Here is a 14,452-nt window from a genome sequence, read left to right on the forward strand (position 1 = left end):
GGGAGGGCTGACGACCCGCCTGCGCACGATCGCGGCCGGAGTGGCCCGAGGCCGGCCGCTCCGCGCGGAACCCGCGCGCGAGGCCCGGACGAGCACCGACGCCGCGCTCGCGCAGATCGAGCGGGCTCTCGGCTCCCGAGCGCGCCCGGACGGCGCTCCGCCACGGCGCCGCCGCGGGGCCGGGCTGACGGACCGGCTGCTGGGTCGGAGCACCGCGGTGTTCGCGGTGCGCCTCGCACTCTGCCTCGGCATCGCCGAGGCCCTCCGGTCCGTCCTCCCGCTGCCGCACCCGTACTGGCTGCTCCTCACCGTCGCGGTGGTGCTGAAGCCGGATCTCGGCTCCGTGTTCGCCCGCGGGCTGCAGCGCACCGTCGGCACGCTCGTCGGCGTCCTCCTCGGCACGGCGGTCCTCGCCGTCGTGCCGCCGGGCCCGCTGCTGCTCGTGCCGATCACCGCCCTCGCCTTCGCGTTCCCCTACGCGGCCGCGCGCAACTACGGCATGCTCGCGACCTTCATCACCCCGCTCGTGCTGATCCTCGTGGAGCTGGCGGGCGGGCCGGTGCGCGGCCTGGCCGCCGGCCGGCTGCTCGACACGCTGCTCGGCGCCGCGATCGTGCTCCTCGTCGGCTACCTGCCCTGGCCCTCGACCTGGAGGCCGCGCCTCGGCCTCGCCTTCACGCGGACGGTGGAGGTGCTCACCGGCTACGCCGCGGTCGCGGTCGTCCACGAGGACGGGCCCGCTGGGCCGGCGCGGCGACGCGCGTTCGCGGCGCTGCAGAACCTGCGCGGCGACCTGCAGTCGGCGCTCGCGGAACCGCCGCCCGCCTCGCGGGCCGCGGCGGCCTGGTGGCCGGTGCTCGGCGCGCTGGAGCAGGTCGCCGACGACCTGCGCGGCGCCGACCTCGTCGGCGCCGACCTCGAGCGCCGACGCGAGGACACCCGGCAGGTGGTGGAGGCGCTGCGCGCGATCGGTGTCGCCATGCAGGCCGGGCGGCCGGCACGCGCGCTGCCCGTGCCGGCCGACGGCCCGCTCGCGGCGGTCGGTCAGGACCTCCGCGAGCTGCGCGCCCTGCTCGCGGGCCCGCTCGACGTGCCGCGCCGGGCGACCCGGCGCCGGTCGCGCCCCGCCACCGGCTGACGGCTGCGGCACGCCTGCCGCGCGACGCGGGCGGGATCAGGGGGCGACGACCCCGCAGGCGGCGAGCAGCGGGCGGGCCTTCAGCCGCACCTCCGCCTCCTCCTCCGCCGGGTCGGACAGGATCGTGATGCCGCCGCCGGCGCCGATCGTCGCGGTGCCGCCGTGCAGGACCACGCTGCGGATGACCACCGCGAGGTCGATCGTGCCGTCCGCGGAGATCCGACCGGCGGCGCCGGAGTAGACGCCGCGCGGGCCGCGCTCGAGGTCGCGGAGGATCGTCACGGCCGACCGCTTCGGGGTGCCGGTCATCGACCCTGCGGGCAGCAGGGCCGCCACGGCGTCGAGCGGCCGGCCCACGAGGTCCGCCTCGACCGTCGAGACCAGCTGGTGCACCGCCGGATAGGTCTCCACCTCGAGCAGGCCGGTCACCCGCACCCCGCCGACCCGGGCCACTCGGGCGAGGTCGTTGCGGACGAGATCCACGATCATCGTGTTCTCGGCCCGCTCCTTGTCGCTCGCGAGCAGCTCGGCGGCCAGCGCCCGGTCGCGCTCAGGGTCCGCGTCGCGCCGCCGGGTGCCTTTGATCGGCCTGCTGCGGGCCCGGCCCGCGGCATCGACCGCGAGGAACGTCTCGGGGCTCACCGACGCCAGGCTCCACCCGTCGATCCGCACCAGCAGGGCGGCGGGCACGGTCGCGGCCGCGCGCAGCGCCCGGAAGACCGCGACCGGGTCCGGCGGCGCCGCGAAGCGGATCGTCGCGGTGTCGGTGAGGCAGAGCTGGTAGGCGTCTCCGGCGCGGATCGCCTCCCGGCACGCCTCCACCACGGCGGGGTACGCCTCGGGCCCGTGCCGCCAGGACCAGTCCGTCGGGACGGGCGGCACGGGCGGCACGGGCGGCTCGGGCTTCGCCGCGAGCACCGCGGCGTGCAGGGCGGCGGCCTCCGCCTCCCGCCCGGGCAGGGCGACGACCACGGCAGCGCCCGCGTCGTGGTCGAGCTCGACCCCGACGGCGGCGTGGAGGAAGGCGGCGGCGGGCGCGGCGCCGGGCTCGGACGGCACCCCGATCCATGCCGCGCCGAGCTCGTAGCCGAACCAGCCCCACCAGCCGAGCCGGGACGACGCGGCGGCCTCCGGCTCGAGCGCGCCGAGCACGCGCTCCGGATCCGCGGCCTGGTCGAAGCGCAGGACCCGCTCGGCGGCCCCGACGAAGGAGACCCGGTCGGTGGGCGCCGCCTCCCGGTCGGACCACACGAGGTCCGCGGCGCCGAGGGCGCGGGCGACGTCCTCCGCCCGGACCCGGCGCGGCAGCGGCAGGCGCAGCACCGGGCCGGGCTCGGGTCGTGGCACGGCCCCGAAGGCTACGGGCTCGCTCAGCCGGCGGGCGGCGCCGCCTCCGGGGCGTGCCCGCGGCCGACGGACCTCGGCAGGGTGAAGACGAGCAGGAACGCGACGACCGCGAAGGCCGCGCTCGTCAGCAGCGCCGCGGTCGCGCTGGTGCTGAACGCCTCCGCGAGGTCCGCGGAGCTGGGACGCCGGCCGGTCGGGATGTCGAGCGTCGCGAAGAAGACGCTGCCGATCACGGCGATGCCGATCGCGGAGCCGATGCGCTGCATGGTCGCGAGGACCCCGCTCGCGGCACCGGCCTCCGCCGGGTCGACGGTCGCCACGATGAACTGCACGTTCGGGGCGATGAAGAGGCCGGAGCCGAAGCCGGCGACGAGCAGCGGGCCGATGACGTCCCAGCCGGTGAGGGCGTCCGACGGCACCAGCAGCAGGACCAGCCAGACGCCGATGAGGCCGAGGGCGACGAGCCCGGCGCCGATGACGAGCACGCGTCGGCCGATCGCGACGGCGAGCCGCGACGACTGGGAGGCGCCGACGATGCTGCCGATCGCGAACGGCAGCGACACGAGCCCGGACTCGAGCGCCGTGTAGTTCAGGCCCGCCTGCCAGAGCAGCGACAGCGAGAAGAAGATGCTGACGAAGGCGGCGAAGTAGACGAGCGCGAGCAGCGTCCCGGCGGTGAAGGCGGGGTGGGTGAACAGGTGCGGCGGCACCAGCGCGCTGCGGCCGCGGGCCACGACGCCGCGCTCCCAGAAGCCGAAGGCCGCGAGCAGCACCACGCCGCCCGCGAGGCTGATGTAGGTCCAGACGGGCCATCCCTCGTCCTGCCCCTGGATCAGCGGCACGAGGATCGCGGTCAGCGCCCCGGAGAGCAGCAGCAGGCCGACGAGGTCGACGCCGGAGGCGGCCGACGCCTGGCGAGGGCTGTTCGGTACGAGGACCGCCGCGGCGATCAGCGCGACGACGCCGATCGGCAGGTTCACGAAGAAGACGAAGCGCCAGCCGTTCTCGTCGCCGAACGCCTGGATCAGCAGGCCGCCGAGCACCGGGCCGATGGCGGAGGAGACGCCGAGCACCGCCCCGAAGACGGCGAAGGCCTTCCCGCGGACCCGGCCGGCGAAGAGCAGCTGGATGTAGGACTGCACAGCGGGCAGGTAGATGCCGCCGGCGAGGCCCTGCACCACCCGCGACACGATCAGCTGGCCGTCCGTCTGCGAGAACCCGCAGGAGACCGACGCGACCGTGAAGAGGGCGAGCCCGGAGAAGAAGACCCACTTGTGCCCGAAGCGGTCGCCCACGCGCCCGGCCGGGATCAGCGCGAGGCCGAACGCGAGCGCGTAGCCGGAGATGATCCAGGACAGCGTCGCCTCCGACGCGTCGATGCTCGTGCGGATCGTCGGCAGCGCGACGTTCACGATCGTCGCGTCGATCAGCGACATGGCGGCGCCGACCAGCACCACCGCGAACGCGATCCAGGCCGCGCGCGGCGGGACGTCGATGGTGGGGCGCGGCCCTGCGGGGGCGGTCGCGGGTGCGGACATTCAGTCGGCCTCTCTGGTTCGCTCGTCGGCGACGATCGCGGGCAGGTCCGCCAGCACCGCGTCGAGCCACGCGAGCTCGGCGGTGAGGCGGTGGGTCTTGTGCTGCATCACGTGGCGCTCGGCCACGGTCAGGTAGGGCTCGGCGCGCTCGACCCGCTGCTGCTCGGCGGCGAGCTCGTCGGCGATCGCGCCGCGGCGGTGCGACAGGATCCACGGCAGCTCGTCGAGCACCTCGGGCCCGAGGCGGGCCATCGCGAGGTCGAACGGATCCGCCTTCATCGTGAAGGTGGTCAGCGTCTCGAGCCGCATCGCGTCGAGCGCCTCCCGGCCGGCCGGGGTGATCGCGACGATCTGCCGCTCCGGGCGAGCGCCCTCGCGCTCGGTCCGCAGCGCCTCGACCAGCCCCTCGGCGAGCAGCCGCTTCAGCGCGCCGTAGATCGCGCCGACGCCGAAGTCGGTCCACATCGCCACGTGCTCCCGCTCCGCGAGCAGCCGCAGCTGGTGCCCGTGCATCGGCCCCCGCTCGGCGAGCGAGCCGAGCAGGAAGACGCGGATGGACGACACGCGATCACTCTTGCACGAGTAATCGTGTCGTTGCCACTCGGAGACGGCGTCCGGGTTCGGCGGTCATGCTCCTGCCTCGGAGGGATCGCATGACGGACGTGACGGGTCGGCGCGGCGAGCGGCTGTGGGAGGGGTTCACCCCGGAGGGGGCCCTCGCGTGGAGCCGGGTGCTGCGCATGCACTGGCCGAGCTTCCCGGGCATGTCGACGCTGTGGGCGATCAGCATCGGGCTGGACGAAGGCGTCCCGGCGGGCGTCGACGCCTGGGTCGAGCGGGCGCGGGTCGCGGAGGCCGTCGGCTTCAGCCCCGGCAGCTACGACCGGCTGCAGCGCACGCTCGACGAGATCCCCGCGGTCGAGCTGCCGGCCCATCCGGACAACGCCCCCGACCCGCGCTGGCCGGCGCACGCGATCCGCGGGTTCGAGCCCGCGCTCTGGTCCGACTGGCCGCTGCTCGTCGGACTCGGCTGGAGCGACGAGGAGGCGGTGCGCCTGCTGCTCACCGCCCGCGACGTCCTCGGCTGACCCCGGCCCAGCCCGAGAGCGGGCGCGATCGGCGGATCCGGGCGCGAACGGACGGCCGAACCCGCCCCGATGCGCCGATCACGCCCGGAAGTGCGGTGCGGCCCGGGACGCGGCCGATCCGCGGGCCTCGCGTGCACCTCCCGGCTCCGGACGACCACGGACACGGGCGCGGACCGACAGCCCGGGCGCGGAAGGCCGCCCGTGGTGTCGGAGCACGCCCGCCGGCCGGTGAGCGGCAGGGAGCGGGCCGCGGTCAGCCCTTCACGTCCTTGCGGTCGAACCACCAGGCGGCCGCGGCGCCGAGCACGATGGCCCAGACCAGCCCGTTCAGCAGCGAGGACGCGACCGGGGCGAGGTCGACCGGCTGCTCGAGGAACGCCCGGTACGCCGTGGAGAAGTGGGTCGGCAGCACGACGCGGGCGTCGCCGAGCGCGGGGATCTGGTCGAGGATGCGGGACAGGATCGAGGCGAGCACCACCCCTCCCGCCGCCGCGAGCGGCGAGTCCGCGACCACGGTGAGCAGCGCGCCGAGCCCGGCCGCCCAGAGGAGGCCGACCGCGGCCGTCGCGGTCGTGGCCAGCAGCCGCAGCACCGAGTCGCCGAGCCCGAGGCGCGGGCCGCCCGGCACCTGGATCCCGCCCGGCCCGTAGGACAGCACCCCGACGAGCAGCGCCACGACCATCAGCGCGGTGAGGCCGGCGACGAGCAGCACGGCGGCGACCGCCGCCTTCACGCCGAGCAGCCGCAGGCGCGGCACCGGCACGGTGAGCAGGTACTTGAGCGTCGATCGGGAGGCCTCCCCCGCGATCAGGTCGCCGAACAGCAGCGCGGCCACGAGCGTCGCGAGGAAGCCGCCCGTCAGCACGAGGACGAACGCGGCGAACGTGCCGCCGGTCGCCTGGGCGAGTGTCGTCAGGTCGGTGCTCCCCGCCGTGGAGGACGGGGGCGGCCCGCCGACGAGCAGCGCGACCCGCACGATCACCGGCAGCACCGCGAGCAGGGTCAGCACGATCCGCACCCGCCACTGGCTCAGCTGCCGCGCGAGCTCGACGCGGAAGCGCAGGGGGCGCAGCGGGGACGGCGCCGTCACGGGCTCGAACGCGGTCATGCGACGGGCTCCGTCGCGCCGATCAGGTCGAGGAACGCGGCCTCGAGCCCGCGCTCCCCCGCCACCTCGTCCACGCCGCCTGCCGCGACCACGCGGCCGTGCGACATGACGACGACGTGGCTGCAGGTGCGCTCGACCTCCGCGAGCAGGTGGGAGGAGACGACGACGGTCCGCCCGCTCGCCGCGTACTCGCGCAGCACGGCGCGCAGCGCGGTGATCTGGGGCGGGTCGAGGCCGTTCGTCGGCTCGTCGAGCACGAGCAGCTCCGGAAGCCCGAGCATCGCCTGCGCGATCGCGAGCCGCTGCCGCATCCCCTGGCTGTAGCCGCGGACGGGGGCGTCGATCGCGGCGCCGAGGTCGGCGACCCGCAGCACCTCGTCGAGGTGCGCCTCGGCCTCGGGCCGCCCTGTGGCCGCCCAGTAGAGCTGCAGGTTGCGGCGCCCGGTCAGCTGCACGAGGAACCCGGGCCCCTCGATGAAGCAGCCGAGGCGGGCCAGCGCGGGCGCGCCCGGCGCGACGGGCTGCCCGAAGAGGCGCACCTCCCCCGCGCCGGGCCCGATCAGCCCTGTCGCCATCCGGAGGGTCGTGGTCTTGCCGGCGCCGTTCTCGCCGAGCAGGCCGAGCACCTGCCCGCGCTCGACCGTGAAGGAGGCGTCGTCGACGGCGAGGAAGCCGGAGCGGAACCGCTTCGTGAGCCCCCGCACCTCGAGCGGCGGGCCGTCCTCGGCCGCGGCCGTGCGCCTCCGCCTCCGGACCGCCGCAACCCCGAGCAGCAGGAGCGCGACGAGGAGGGCGACGACGATGCCGATCACGACCCCGGCGGCGGGCAGGCCGGCGGAGCGGGAGGTCGCCACGACCGCGACGGACGGCAGGACGAGCGGGCTCGCCACCGCCACCCGGTAGGCCGCGGGGGCGGTCTGCCCGAGCCACTGGCTGTCGGAGGTGCGCAGGGTCAGCGCGATCCGGTCACCGGGCGCGAGGCTCCACGCCGTCGCCGGCAGCGCGACCCGCACCGTCGCCCCGCCGGCCGGCAGGACGAAGCGGATCGGCGCGACGCCGCCGGGCAGCGCACGCTCGGCGTCCCCGGTGCGCACCGACAGCTGCGCGTAGAGCACGGCGTCCTGCGGGGTCGTGCCGCCCGCGGGCTCGACGCGCACGTCGATCGTCGGGGCGCCCGCCAGCAGGGCGGGCGCGGTCAGGGCGGCGGAGGTGAAGGTCGCGGAGCCCCCGGCGGTGCCGCCGAGCAGGCCTGTGAGCCGCCCGGGCAGGGCACCGCTCGCGATCCCGGGGATTCCGGTGACCGCCGCGGGGACGCCGCCCGGCGGGTTGACGACCGTCGCGGGGCCGCCCGTCAGCGCCACCTGCGTGCCGCCGCCGGTGAGCCCGGTGTAGCGCGCCCCGGTGCGCTGCTCGCGGAAGGACGTCGCGCTCGCCGGCACGTCGAGGACGAACCGGGAGGGCACGGGCTCGTCGCGGCGGAGGTGGGCCGCCAGCCAGCCGTCGAGCACGCCGTCGAGGCCGGTCGACCCGCCGCCTCCGGCCGGCGAGCCGCCGTCGTGCCCGCCGTCGAACCAGCGGACCTGCACGGGCGCGCCCGCGGCCCGGAGCTGCCGCGCGTTCGCGTCGGCCTGGTCGAGGCCGAACAGGCGGTCCTGCTCCCCCTGGACGAGCAGGGTCGGCGCGCGCATCCGGTCCAGCACCGTCGACGGCGACGACCGCGCGAGCAGCGCGAGGTCCGCAGGCGTCGGGGTGCCGCCGGTGACGAGCCGTCGGTACAGGTCGCAGAACGCCGTCGTGAACCGGCCGCAGGGCGCGTCGGACCCGGCGATGCCGGCGGCGAAGAGGCGCGAGCCCCAGCCGACCTTGAAGTCGCGGAGTGCCGCGCCGGCCGGTGCGCCGGTGGAGCGGGGCGCCAGCGCGGAGGCGAGGTCGTTCCAGGTGATCGCCGCGACGACCGTGTCGACCCGCGGGTCGGTCGCGCCGGCCATCAGCGCGAGGGCGCCGCCGTACGAGCCGCCGACGACGGCGACGACGGGGTCGCCCCCGCGGTGCAGCACCGCGGGATCGGCGTCGAGGACGTCGATCATCGCCCGCGCGTCCGGCACCTCGCCGTCGAGGGAGTCGAGGCCGATGCGCCCCTCCGAGCGCCCGAAGCCCCGGGCGGAGTAGGCGAGGACGACGTAGCCCTCCCCCTGCAGGCGGCGCGCCTCGCCGGCGACGGCGGTGCGGTCCTGCCCGAACCCGTGCGCGAGCAGCACCGCGGGGGCCGGGGTCGACTCCGGCGTGTAGACCTCCGCGTCGAGGCGGATCACGGCCGTCGAGCCTGGCGCCTCGCGCACCGGGACCGTGAGCTCGCGGGCGGACGGGCCGGCGCCGGCCTCGACGCTCGCGGCGGGGGTCGGCGCGGCCCCGAGGGCCGAGGCCGCCAGCAGCAGCGCGGCCGCGGTCCGCAGCAGGGATGGACCGGGGCGCATCGCACGGATGCTGTCGAGCGCCCCTGAGCGCGGCTCCCAGGCTGCGGGGCCGCTCCCGTCGCCTGAGGGATCACCCCGTACCGGCGCCTCCCGGTCGTCTCACAGCCCGCGGTGCGCTTGCATCGAGCCGCCCGCGTCAGGAGGAGGAGCCGGATGGCCGAGGTGAGACCCGTGGTCGTGCTGCTGCACGCGTTCGGCCTGTCGGGCCGTTCGTGGGACGGCGTGGTCGCCGAGCTGGGCGACGGCTTCGACTGCGTCGCCCTGGACCTGCCGGGCTACGGCGGTGCCGCGGACTCCGACCGGCTGACGGTCGAGCAGACCTCGGCGTGGGTCGCGGCGCTTCTCCGCGAGCTGGAGCCGGAGCGCTGGCTGCTCGTCGGCCACTCCATGGGCGGCAAGATCGCGCAGGTCGTCACCGCCTGGGCCGAGCGCGGGGAGCACGGGCTCGCCGCTCCCGACGGCGTCGTGCTCGTGAACCCGTCGACCCCGACGCCGGAGCCGATGGGCGAGGACCGCCGGCAGGACATGGAGTCCTGGTGCGCGGACGGGCCGATGTCGCGGCAGCACGCCGAGCACTACGTGCACGCGAACGGCGCCGACGCGCTGCCCGCGCTGCGCGAGGCGGCGGTCGAGGACGCGACGGCGGCCAGCCCCCGGGCCTGGCTCGAGTGGCTCCAGCGGGGCAGCCGGGAGGACTGGAGCGGCGAGGTCGGGACCCTGCGCACGCCGACCGCCGTACTCGGGAGCCCGGCCGACGGCGACCTCGGCGCCGACGCGCAGCGGCGCCTGAACCTGCCGCACCTGCGGGACGCGACGATGCACGAGATCGACGACGCCCACCACTTCGTCGTGCTGGAGCAGCCGGGCGCCGTGGCCGAGGTGATCCGGGAGCACTGGCGGCGGGTCGCGGGCGCCCCGGTGCTGCCGGCCGCCTTCGCGCGGCTGATCGCCTCGGACCGCGTCAGCGCGAAGACGCGCCGGGTGCTGCTGGCGCGCCTCGACGGGCCGGGCGACGCGCCGCGGGCGCTCGAGCCCGCGCAGCGCGCGCTCCTGACGGCGCTGCTGACGCGCGTGCTGCCGCAGCGCGGCACGCGCCTGGACGTCGCGGGACGCATCGACAGCCAGCTCGCGGCGGGCAACGGCGACGGCTGGCGCTTCGGCGACCTGCCGGCCGACGCGGAGGCGTGGCGACGCGCGCTCGACACGGTCGCCGCGCTCGCGCCCGACTTCGCAGGCCGCGCGCCCGACGAGCAGGACGCGGTGGTGCGGCGGCTCGCCGACGGCGACGTCGGCGAGGCCGGTCCGCTCACCGGCGACCAGGTGGCGCTCTGGTTCCAGGACCTCTGCGCGGAGGCGGTGCGGGTCTGGCTGTCGCACCCGGCGGCCCAGGCATGGGTGCGCTACGACGGCTTCGCGGACGGCGGGGACGACGAGGACAAGCAGGGGTTCGTCCGCACGCAGGCGGGCGAGCGGGAGCCGTGGCAGCGCGACTGGCGCACCGGGGAGGCATGGGCATGAGGCTCGAGGAGCAGCGGCGGTACGCGGAGCACGAGGAGGTCGACGCGGTCGTCATCGGCACCGGCGCCGGCGGTGCGCCGATCCTGGCCCGGCTCGCGGCCGCGGGACGCAGCGTCGTGGCGCTGGAGGCCGGCCCCAACTGGCACCCGGCCGACCACACGCCCGACGAGATCCAGGCGAACGAGCTGTACTGGACGGGTGAGCGGCTCGCCGGGGGCGGGATGCCGCAGGCGTTCGGCGGCAACAACTCCGGCACGGGCGTCGGCGGTTCCACGCTGCACTGGGGCGCGTTCTGCCCCCGCCCGCGAGCGGAGGACCTGAAGACGCACTCGATCGAGGGCGTCGGGGCGGACTGGCCGCTCGAGCTGCAGGACCTCATGCCGTACCTGCTCGAGGTCGAGGACTTCATCGGGGTCTCGGGCCCGGACGACTACCCGTGGGACCCGGATCGGCGGTACGCGATGCCGCCCGTCGCCCGCAACGCGCCCGCCGACCTGATGGTGGCCGGCTGCGAGGCGCTCGGCATCCGCGCCACGGACGGCCCCGCGGCGATCCTCTCCCGCGAGCGGCAGCAGCCGTACTGGGGCGTGCGGCCCGCCACCAACAACTCCGGCGCGATCCACCAGGGCGAGCGCACGGGTGCCAAGGCGACGATGGACACGACGTACCTGCCGTTCGCCGTCGCGCACGGCGCGGAGATCCGGCCCGAGGCGATGGTGCACGGGCTCGAGCGCGACTCCTCCGGCCGCATCACCGCCGTCGTCTACCGGCAGGGCGGCGTCGACCACCGGCAGCGCACCCGCGCCGTGTTCCTCTGCGGCGGCGGCGTCGAGTCGCCGCGGCTGCTGCTGAACCTCGACCTCGCGAACTCGTCCGACCAGGTCGGCCGCAACTACCTGGCCCACCCGGCGGCGCAGGTGTGGGGGCGCTTCGAGCAGCCGACGATGATGTGGCGCGGCTACCCGTCGGCGATCATCACCGAGGACTTCTGGCGGTCCTCCGACGAGTCCTACGCGAGCGGCTACCTGATCCAGAGCCTCGGGGTGATGCCGGTGACGCTCGCCACCTCCATGGCGCGCGGCGGCATGTGGGGCGACGCGCTGATGGACCGCCTCGAGCACTACGACCACTTCGCCGGCATCGGCATGAACGGGGAGTGCCTCCCCCACGAGCAGAACCGGCTCACCCTCGTCGAGGAGACCGACGAGGTCGGGCTGCGCCGCGCCCGCGTCGACTTCTCGTACGGCGACAACGAGGACGCCATCGAGCGCCACGGCGTCGACGTGATGAAGCGGATCTGGGAGGCCGCGGGCGCGAAGGACGTGTTCGTGCTCCCCCGGACCGCCCACACCGAGGGCACCGTGCGCATGGGCGACGACGCCGACGCGGCGGTCGTCGACCGCGACTGCCGCAGCTTCGACGTGCCGAACCTCTGGGTCTGCGACAACTCGGTGTTCCCGAGCTCGATGATCGCGAACCCGGCCGTCACGATCATGGCGCTCGCGCTCCGCACGGCCGACGTGTTCCTCGGGAAGCCGCTGCTCGCCTGAGGCCTCCCGGGTCCGTTCCGGACATCCGGCCCCGCTACGGCGGGACCGGATGTCCGGAACGGGCCCGAGCCGCCGACCGGCAGCGGTGCGGGGCGGGGTGCGGCGGTCTGGCACCATCGAGCCGTGGTGGAGACCGTGCACGCCGGGGTGCTCGAGACGGCGTTCGAGCGGTCGGGCGACCCCGCGGGGCCGCCGGTCGTGCTGCTGCACGGCTTCCCGTACGACGTGCGCGCCTACGACCGCGTCGCCGCCCGGCTCGCCGAGCGCGGCGCGCACGTGATCGTCCCCTACCTGCGCGGATACGGCCCGACCCGGTTCCTCGACGACGCGACGATGCGGTCCGGGCAGCAGGCGGCGCTCGCGCAGGATCTGCTCGACCTGCTCGCGGCGCTCGACCTCGCCCCCGCGGTGCTCGCGGGCTACGACTGGGGCGGGCGGGCGGCCTGCATCGCCGCGATGCTCGAGCCGGAGCGGGTCGCGGGTCTCGTCACGGTCGACGGCTACAACGTGCAGGACCTCGCCCGGGCGGCGCAGCCGGCGGAGCCGGAGCAGGAGCGGCACCGCTGGTACCAGTACTACCTGCACGGCGAGCGGGGTCGCACGGGGCTCGAGCGGCACCGGCGGGAGTTCGCCCGCGTGCTCTGGCGGGAGTGGTCGCCGGAGTGGGCGTTCTCCGACGAGGAGTTCGACGCGACCGCCCCGTCCTTCGACAACCCGGACTTCGTCGACGTCGTCGTGCACAGCTACCGCCACCGCTACGGCCTCGTCGACGGCGATCCGGCGTACGCGCAGCTCGAGGCGCGGATCGCGCAGCTGCCGCCGGTCCGCGTGCCGACGGTCGTCGTGGACGCGACGCGCGACGGTCTCGGTCCCCCGCCCGACCCGGCCGAGCACCGGCTGCACTTCCCGCACCTCGTCGCGAACCCGCAGCTGTCCGTCGGCCACGCGACGCCGCAGGAGGCGCCGCGCCTCTTCGCCGACGCGGTGGCGCTGCTCCGCTTCTGACGCTCAGGCTCCGCGCACCTCGTATCCCGGAGGCACGGAGGCGACCCGGCGCAGCATGGTCCGCGGCGCGCGCCGGACGGCCGCGCCGGAGGGAGCAGCAGCATGAAGGCAGTGGTCTGGCACGGCATCGGCGACATCCGGCTGGACGACGTCCCGGACCCGCGGATCGAGCAGCCGACGGACGCGATCGTGCGCATCACGCGCAGCGCGATCTGCGGGACGGACCTGCACTTCGTCCGCGGCACGATGTCGGGGATGCAGGAGGGGACGATCCTCGGGCACGAGGCCGTCGGCGTCGTCGAGGCCGTCGGCGACGCCGTCCGCGGCTTCTCCCCCGGCGACCGGGTGATCGTGGACTCGACGATCTCGTGCGGGGTCTGCTGGCAGTGCCGCAACGGCAGCACCGCGCAGTGCGACCGGGCGAACCCGAACGGGCCGGACGCGGGCACCTCGTTCTTCGGCGGCCCCGCCACCACCGGACCCGTGAACGGCCTGCAGGCCGAGGGCGTCCGGGTCCCCTGGGCGATGAACACGCTCGTGCCGATCCCCGACGGCGTCACGGACGACCAGGCGATCCTGCTGTCCGACATCTTCCCCACGGGCTGGTTCGGCGCGCAGTGCGCGCAGGTGCGGCAGGGCGACGTCGTCGCGGTGCTCGGCGCGGGGCCCGTCGGCCAGTTCGCGATCGCGTCGGCGCAGCGCCAGGGCGCCGCCCGGGTGATCGTGGTCGACGGGATCGAGACGCGGCTCGCCGCGGCGCTCGGCCAGTACGCGGAGGTGATCGACTTCAACCGCGAGGACCCGGTCGCCGTGATCAAGGACCTGACCGGCGGCATCGGGGTCGACGCGGTGATCGACGCGGTCGGCGTCGACGCGCAGCGGCCGAAGCGCGGCCCGGCCGCGGAGTCCGTCGAGGGCCTGCAGCAGGAGTTCGACCGCGAGGTGCAGGAGGTCGCGCCCGACGCCGACCCGCAGGGCGACCAGTGGGTGCCGGGCGACGCGCCGAGCCTCGCCCAGCGGTGGGCCGTGCAGGCGGTCGCGAAGAGCGGCCGGATCGGCGTGATCGGCGTCTACTCGCCGGCGGCGCAGACCTGGCCGATCGGCGAGGCGATGAACAAGAACCTCACGGTGAGGATGGGCAACGCGAACCACCACACGATCACCCCGCCCCTGCTCGACCTCGTCGCGACCGGCGTGTTCGACCCCACGGCGTTCATCACGCAGCAGGAGCGCCCGACCGCCGCGATCGAGGCGTACGAGACGTTCGACCGCCGCGAGGAGGGCTGGCTGAAGACGGAGCTCATCGTCTCCTGAGCCGCGCGCCGCGGCGCACCCCGCTCGAGGTGCGCCGCGGCGGCACCCGGAGCGGTCACCGGTGGAGTGCCCGCGGTGCCCGCCGTGGATCGGCCGCGAAGCGCGGAGCGGCGGCGCCCTCGTGCGCGACACTGGAGCATGGCCGATCCGACGACGCCCGGCTGGCACCCCGACCCGCAGCGCCCCGGCATGCTGCGCTGGTGGAACGGGCTCGGCTGGTCCGACGCCCGGAAGGCCGTGGACGCCCCCGCGGACCGCTCGACGGCGATCCGCCCGGTCGCGGAGGACGACGCGCGCCGGGGCGGCGGGCTGCTCCAGGCGGCGCAGAAGGCCGCGGAGGCGCCCGGTGCCGCCGTGCGGACGGCCGGGCAG

At 76.0% G+C, this 14,452-nt stretch carries 12 protein-coding genes; 7 read left to right on the plus strand and 5 right to left on the minus strand.

From position 1 onward, the window contains the following. A partial coding sequence (locus tag ACFSBI_RS15690; RefSeq protein WP_377936585.1) for an FUSC family protein occupies window positions 1-1,138 on the plus strand: 1,138 nt, incomplete at its 5' end. Between the two features lie 36 nt (window positions 1,139-1,174). Here the strand turns inward: ACFSBI_RS15690 and ACFSBI_RS15695 are convergent. The 3 genes from ACFSBI_RS15695 to ACFSBI_RS15705 are packed head-to-tail and all read right to left on the minus strand — an operon-like array spanning window position 1,175 to window position 4,587. After that, window positions 1,175-2,485 carry an anthranilate synthase component I family protein gene (locus tag ACFSBI_RS15695; RefSeq protein WP_377936587.1) on the minus strand — a complete coding sequence of 437 codons (1,311 nt, stop codon included), beginning with the start codon at window positions 2,483-2,485 and terminating at the stop codon, window positions 1,175-1,177. 23 nt (window positions 2,486-2,508) lie between these two features. Continuing rightward, window positions 2,509-4,023, minus strand: coding sequence for an MFS transporter (locus ACFSBI_RS15700; RefSeq protein ID WP_377936589.1), 1,515 nt, complete (start codon window positions 4,021-4,023; stop codon window positions 2,509-2,511). Beyond that, window positions 4,024-4,587 (minus strand): PadR family transcriptional regulator, encoded by a 564-nt coding sequence (locus ACFSBI_RS15705; RefSeq protein WP_377936591.1) that lies wholly within the window; start codon window positions 4,585-4,587, stop codon window positions 4,024-4,026. Window positions 4,588-4,676: 89 nt separating this feature from the next. Here ACFSBI_RS15705 and ACFSBI_RS15710 point away from each other — a divergent pair, with 89 nt between their 5' ends. Further along, a complete protein-coding gene (locus ACFSBI_RS15710) occupies window positions 4,677-5,111 on the plus strand; it encodes a hypothetical protein (protein WP_377936592.1) in 435 nt (144 codons plus the stop codon). A 253-nt stretch (window positions 5,112-5,364) separates the two neighbouring features. On the opposite strand, the gene ACFSBI_RS15715 is transcribed toward ACFSBI_RS15710, so the two are convergent. Together ACFSBI_RS15715 and ACFSBI_RS15720 are read right to left on the minus strand one after the other, a co-directional pair. After that, window positions 5,365-6,219, minus strand: coding sequence for an ABC transporter permease (locus ACFSBI_RS15715; protein ID WP_377936594.1), 855 nt, complete (start codon window positions 6,217-6,219; stop codon window positions 5,365-5,367). Further along, on the minus strand, window positions 6,216-8,693 hold the full coding sequence (locus ACFSBI_RS15720; RefSeq protein WP_377936596.1) for an alpha/beta fold hydrolase: 2,478 nt from the start codon (window positions 8,691-8,693) through the stop codon (window positions 6,216-6,218). The genes ACFSBI_RS15715 and ACFSBI_RS15720 overlap by 4 nt, the downstream gene beginning before the upstream one ends. A gap of 153 nt (window positions 8,694-8,846) precedes the next feature. Here ACFSBI_RS15720 and ACFSBI_RS15725 point away from each other — a divergent pair, with 153 nt between their 5' ends. The 5 genes from ACFSBI_RS15725 to ACFSBI_RS15745 all read left to right on the plus strand — a co-directional run. After that, the gene (locus tag ACFSBI_RS15725) at window positions 8,847-10,211 is read left to right on the plus strand and encodes an alpha/beta hydrolase (protein WP_377936598.1); all 1,365 of its coding nucleotides are present in this window, start codon (window positions 8,847-8,849) and stop codon (window positions 10,209-10,211) included. Next, window positions 10,208-11,761 (plus strand): GMC family oxidoreductase, encoded by a 1,554-nt coding sequence (locus ACFSBI_RS15730; protein ID WP_377936599.1) that lies wholly within the window; start codon window positions 10,208-10,210, stop codon window positions 11,759-11,761. The genes ACFSBI_RS15725 and ACFSBI_RS15730 overlap by 4 nt, the downstream gene beginning before the upstream one ends. Before the next feature lie 123 nt (window positions 11,762-11,884). Next, complete coding sequence (locus ACFSBI_RS15735; protein WP_377936601.1) at window positions 11,885-12,766, plus strand: alpha/beta fold hydrolase; 882 nt, start codon at window positions 11,885-11,887, stop codon at window positions 12,764-12,766. A gap of 102 nt (window positions 12,767-12,868) precedes the next feature. Continuing rightward, entirely contained in the window at window positions 12,869-14,080 is a 1,212-nt protein-coding gene (locus ACFSBI_RS15740) for an alcohol dehydrogenase catalytic domain-containing protein (RefSeq protein ID WP_377936603.1), read from the plus strand. Window positions 14,081-14,218: 138 nt separating this feature from the next. Continuing rightward, a partial coding sequence (locus ACFSBI_RS15745; RefSeq protein WP_377936605.1) for a DUF2510 domain-containing protein occupies window positions 14,219-14,452 on the plus strand: 234 nt, incomplete at its 3' end.

This window comes from Amnibacterium endophyticum, assembly GCF_042680685.1.
Classification (GTDB): domain Bacteria; phylum Actinomycetota; class Actinomycetes; order Actinomycetales; family Microbacteriaceae; genus Amnibacterium; species Amnibacterium endophyticum.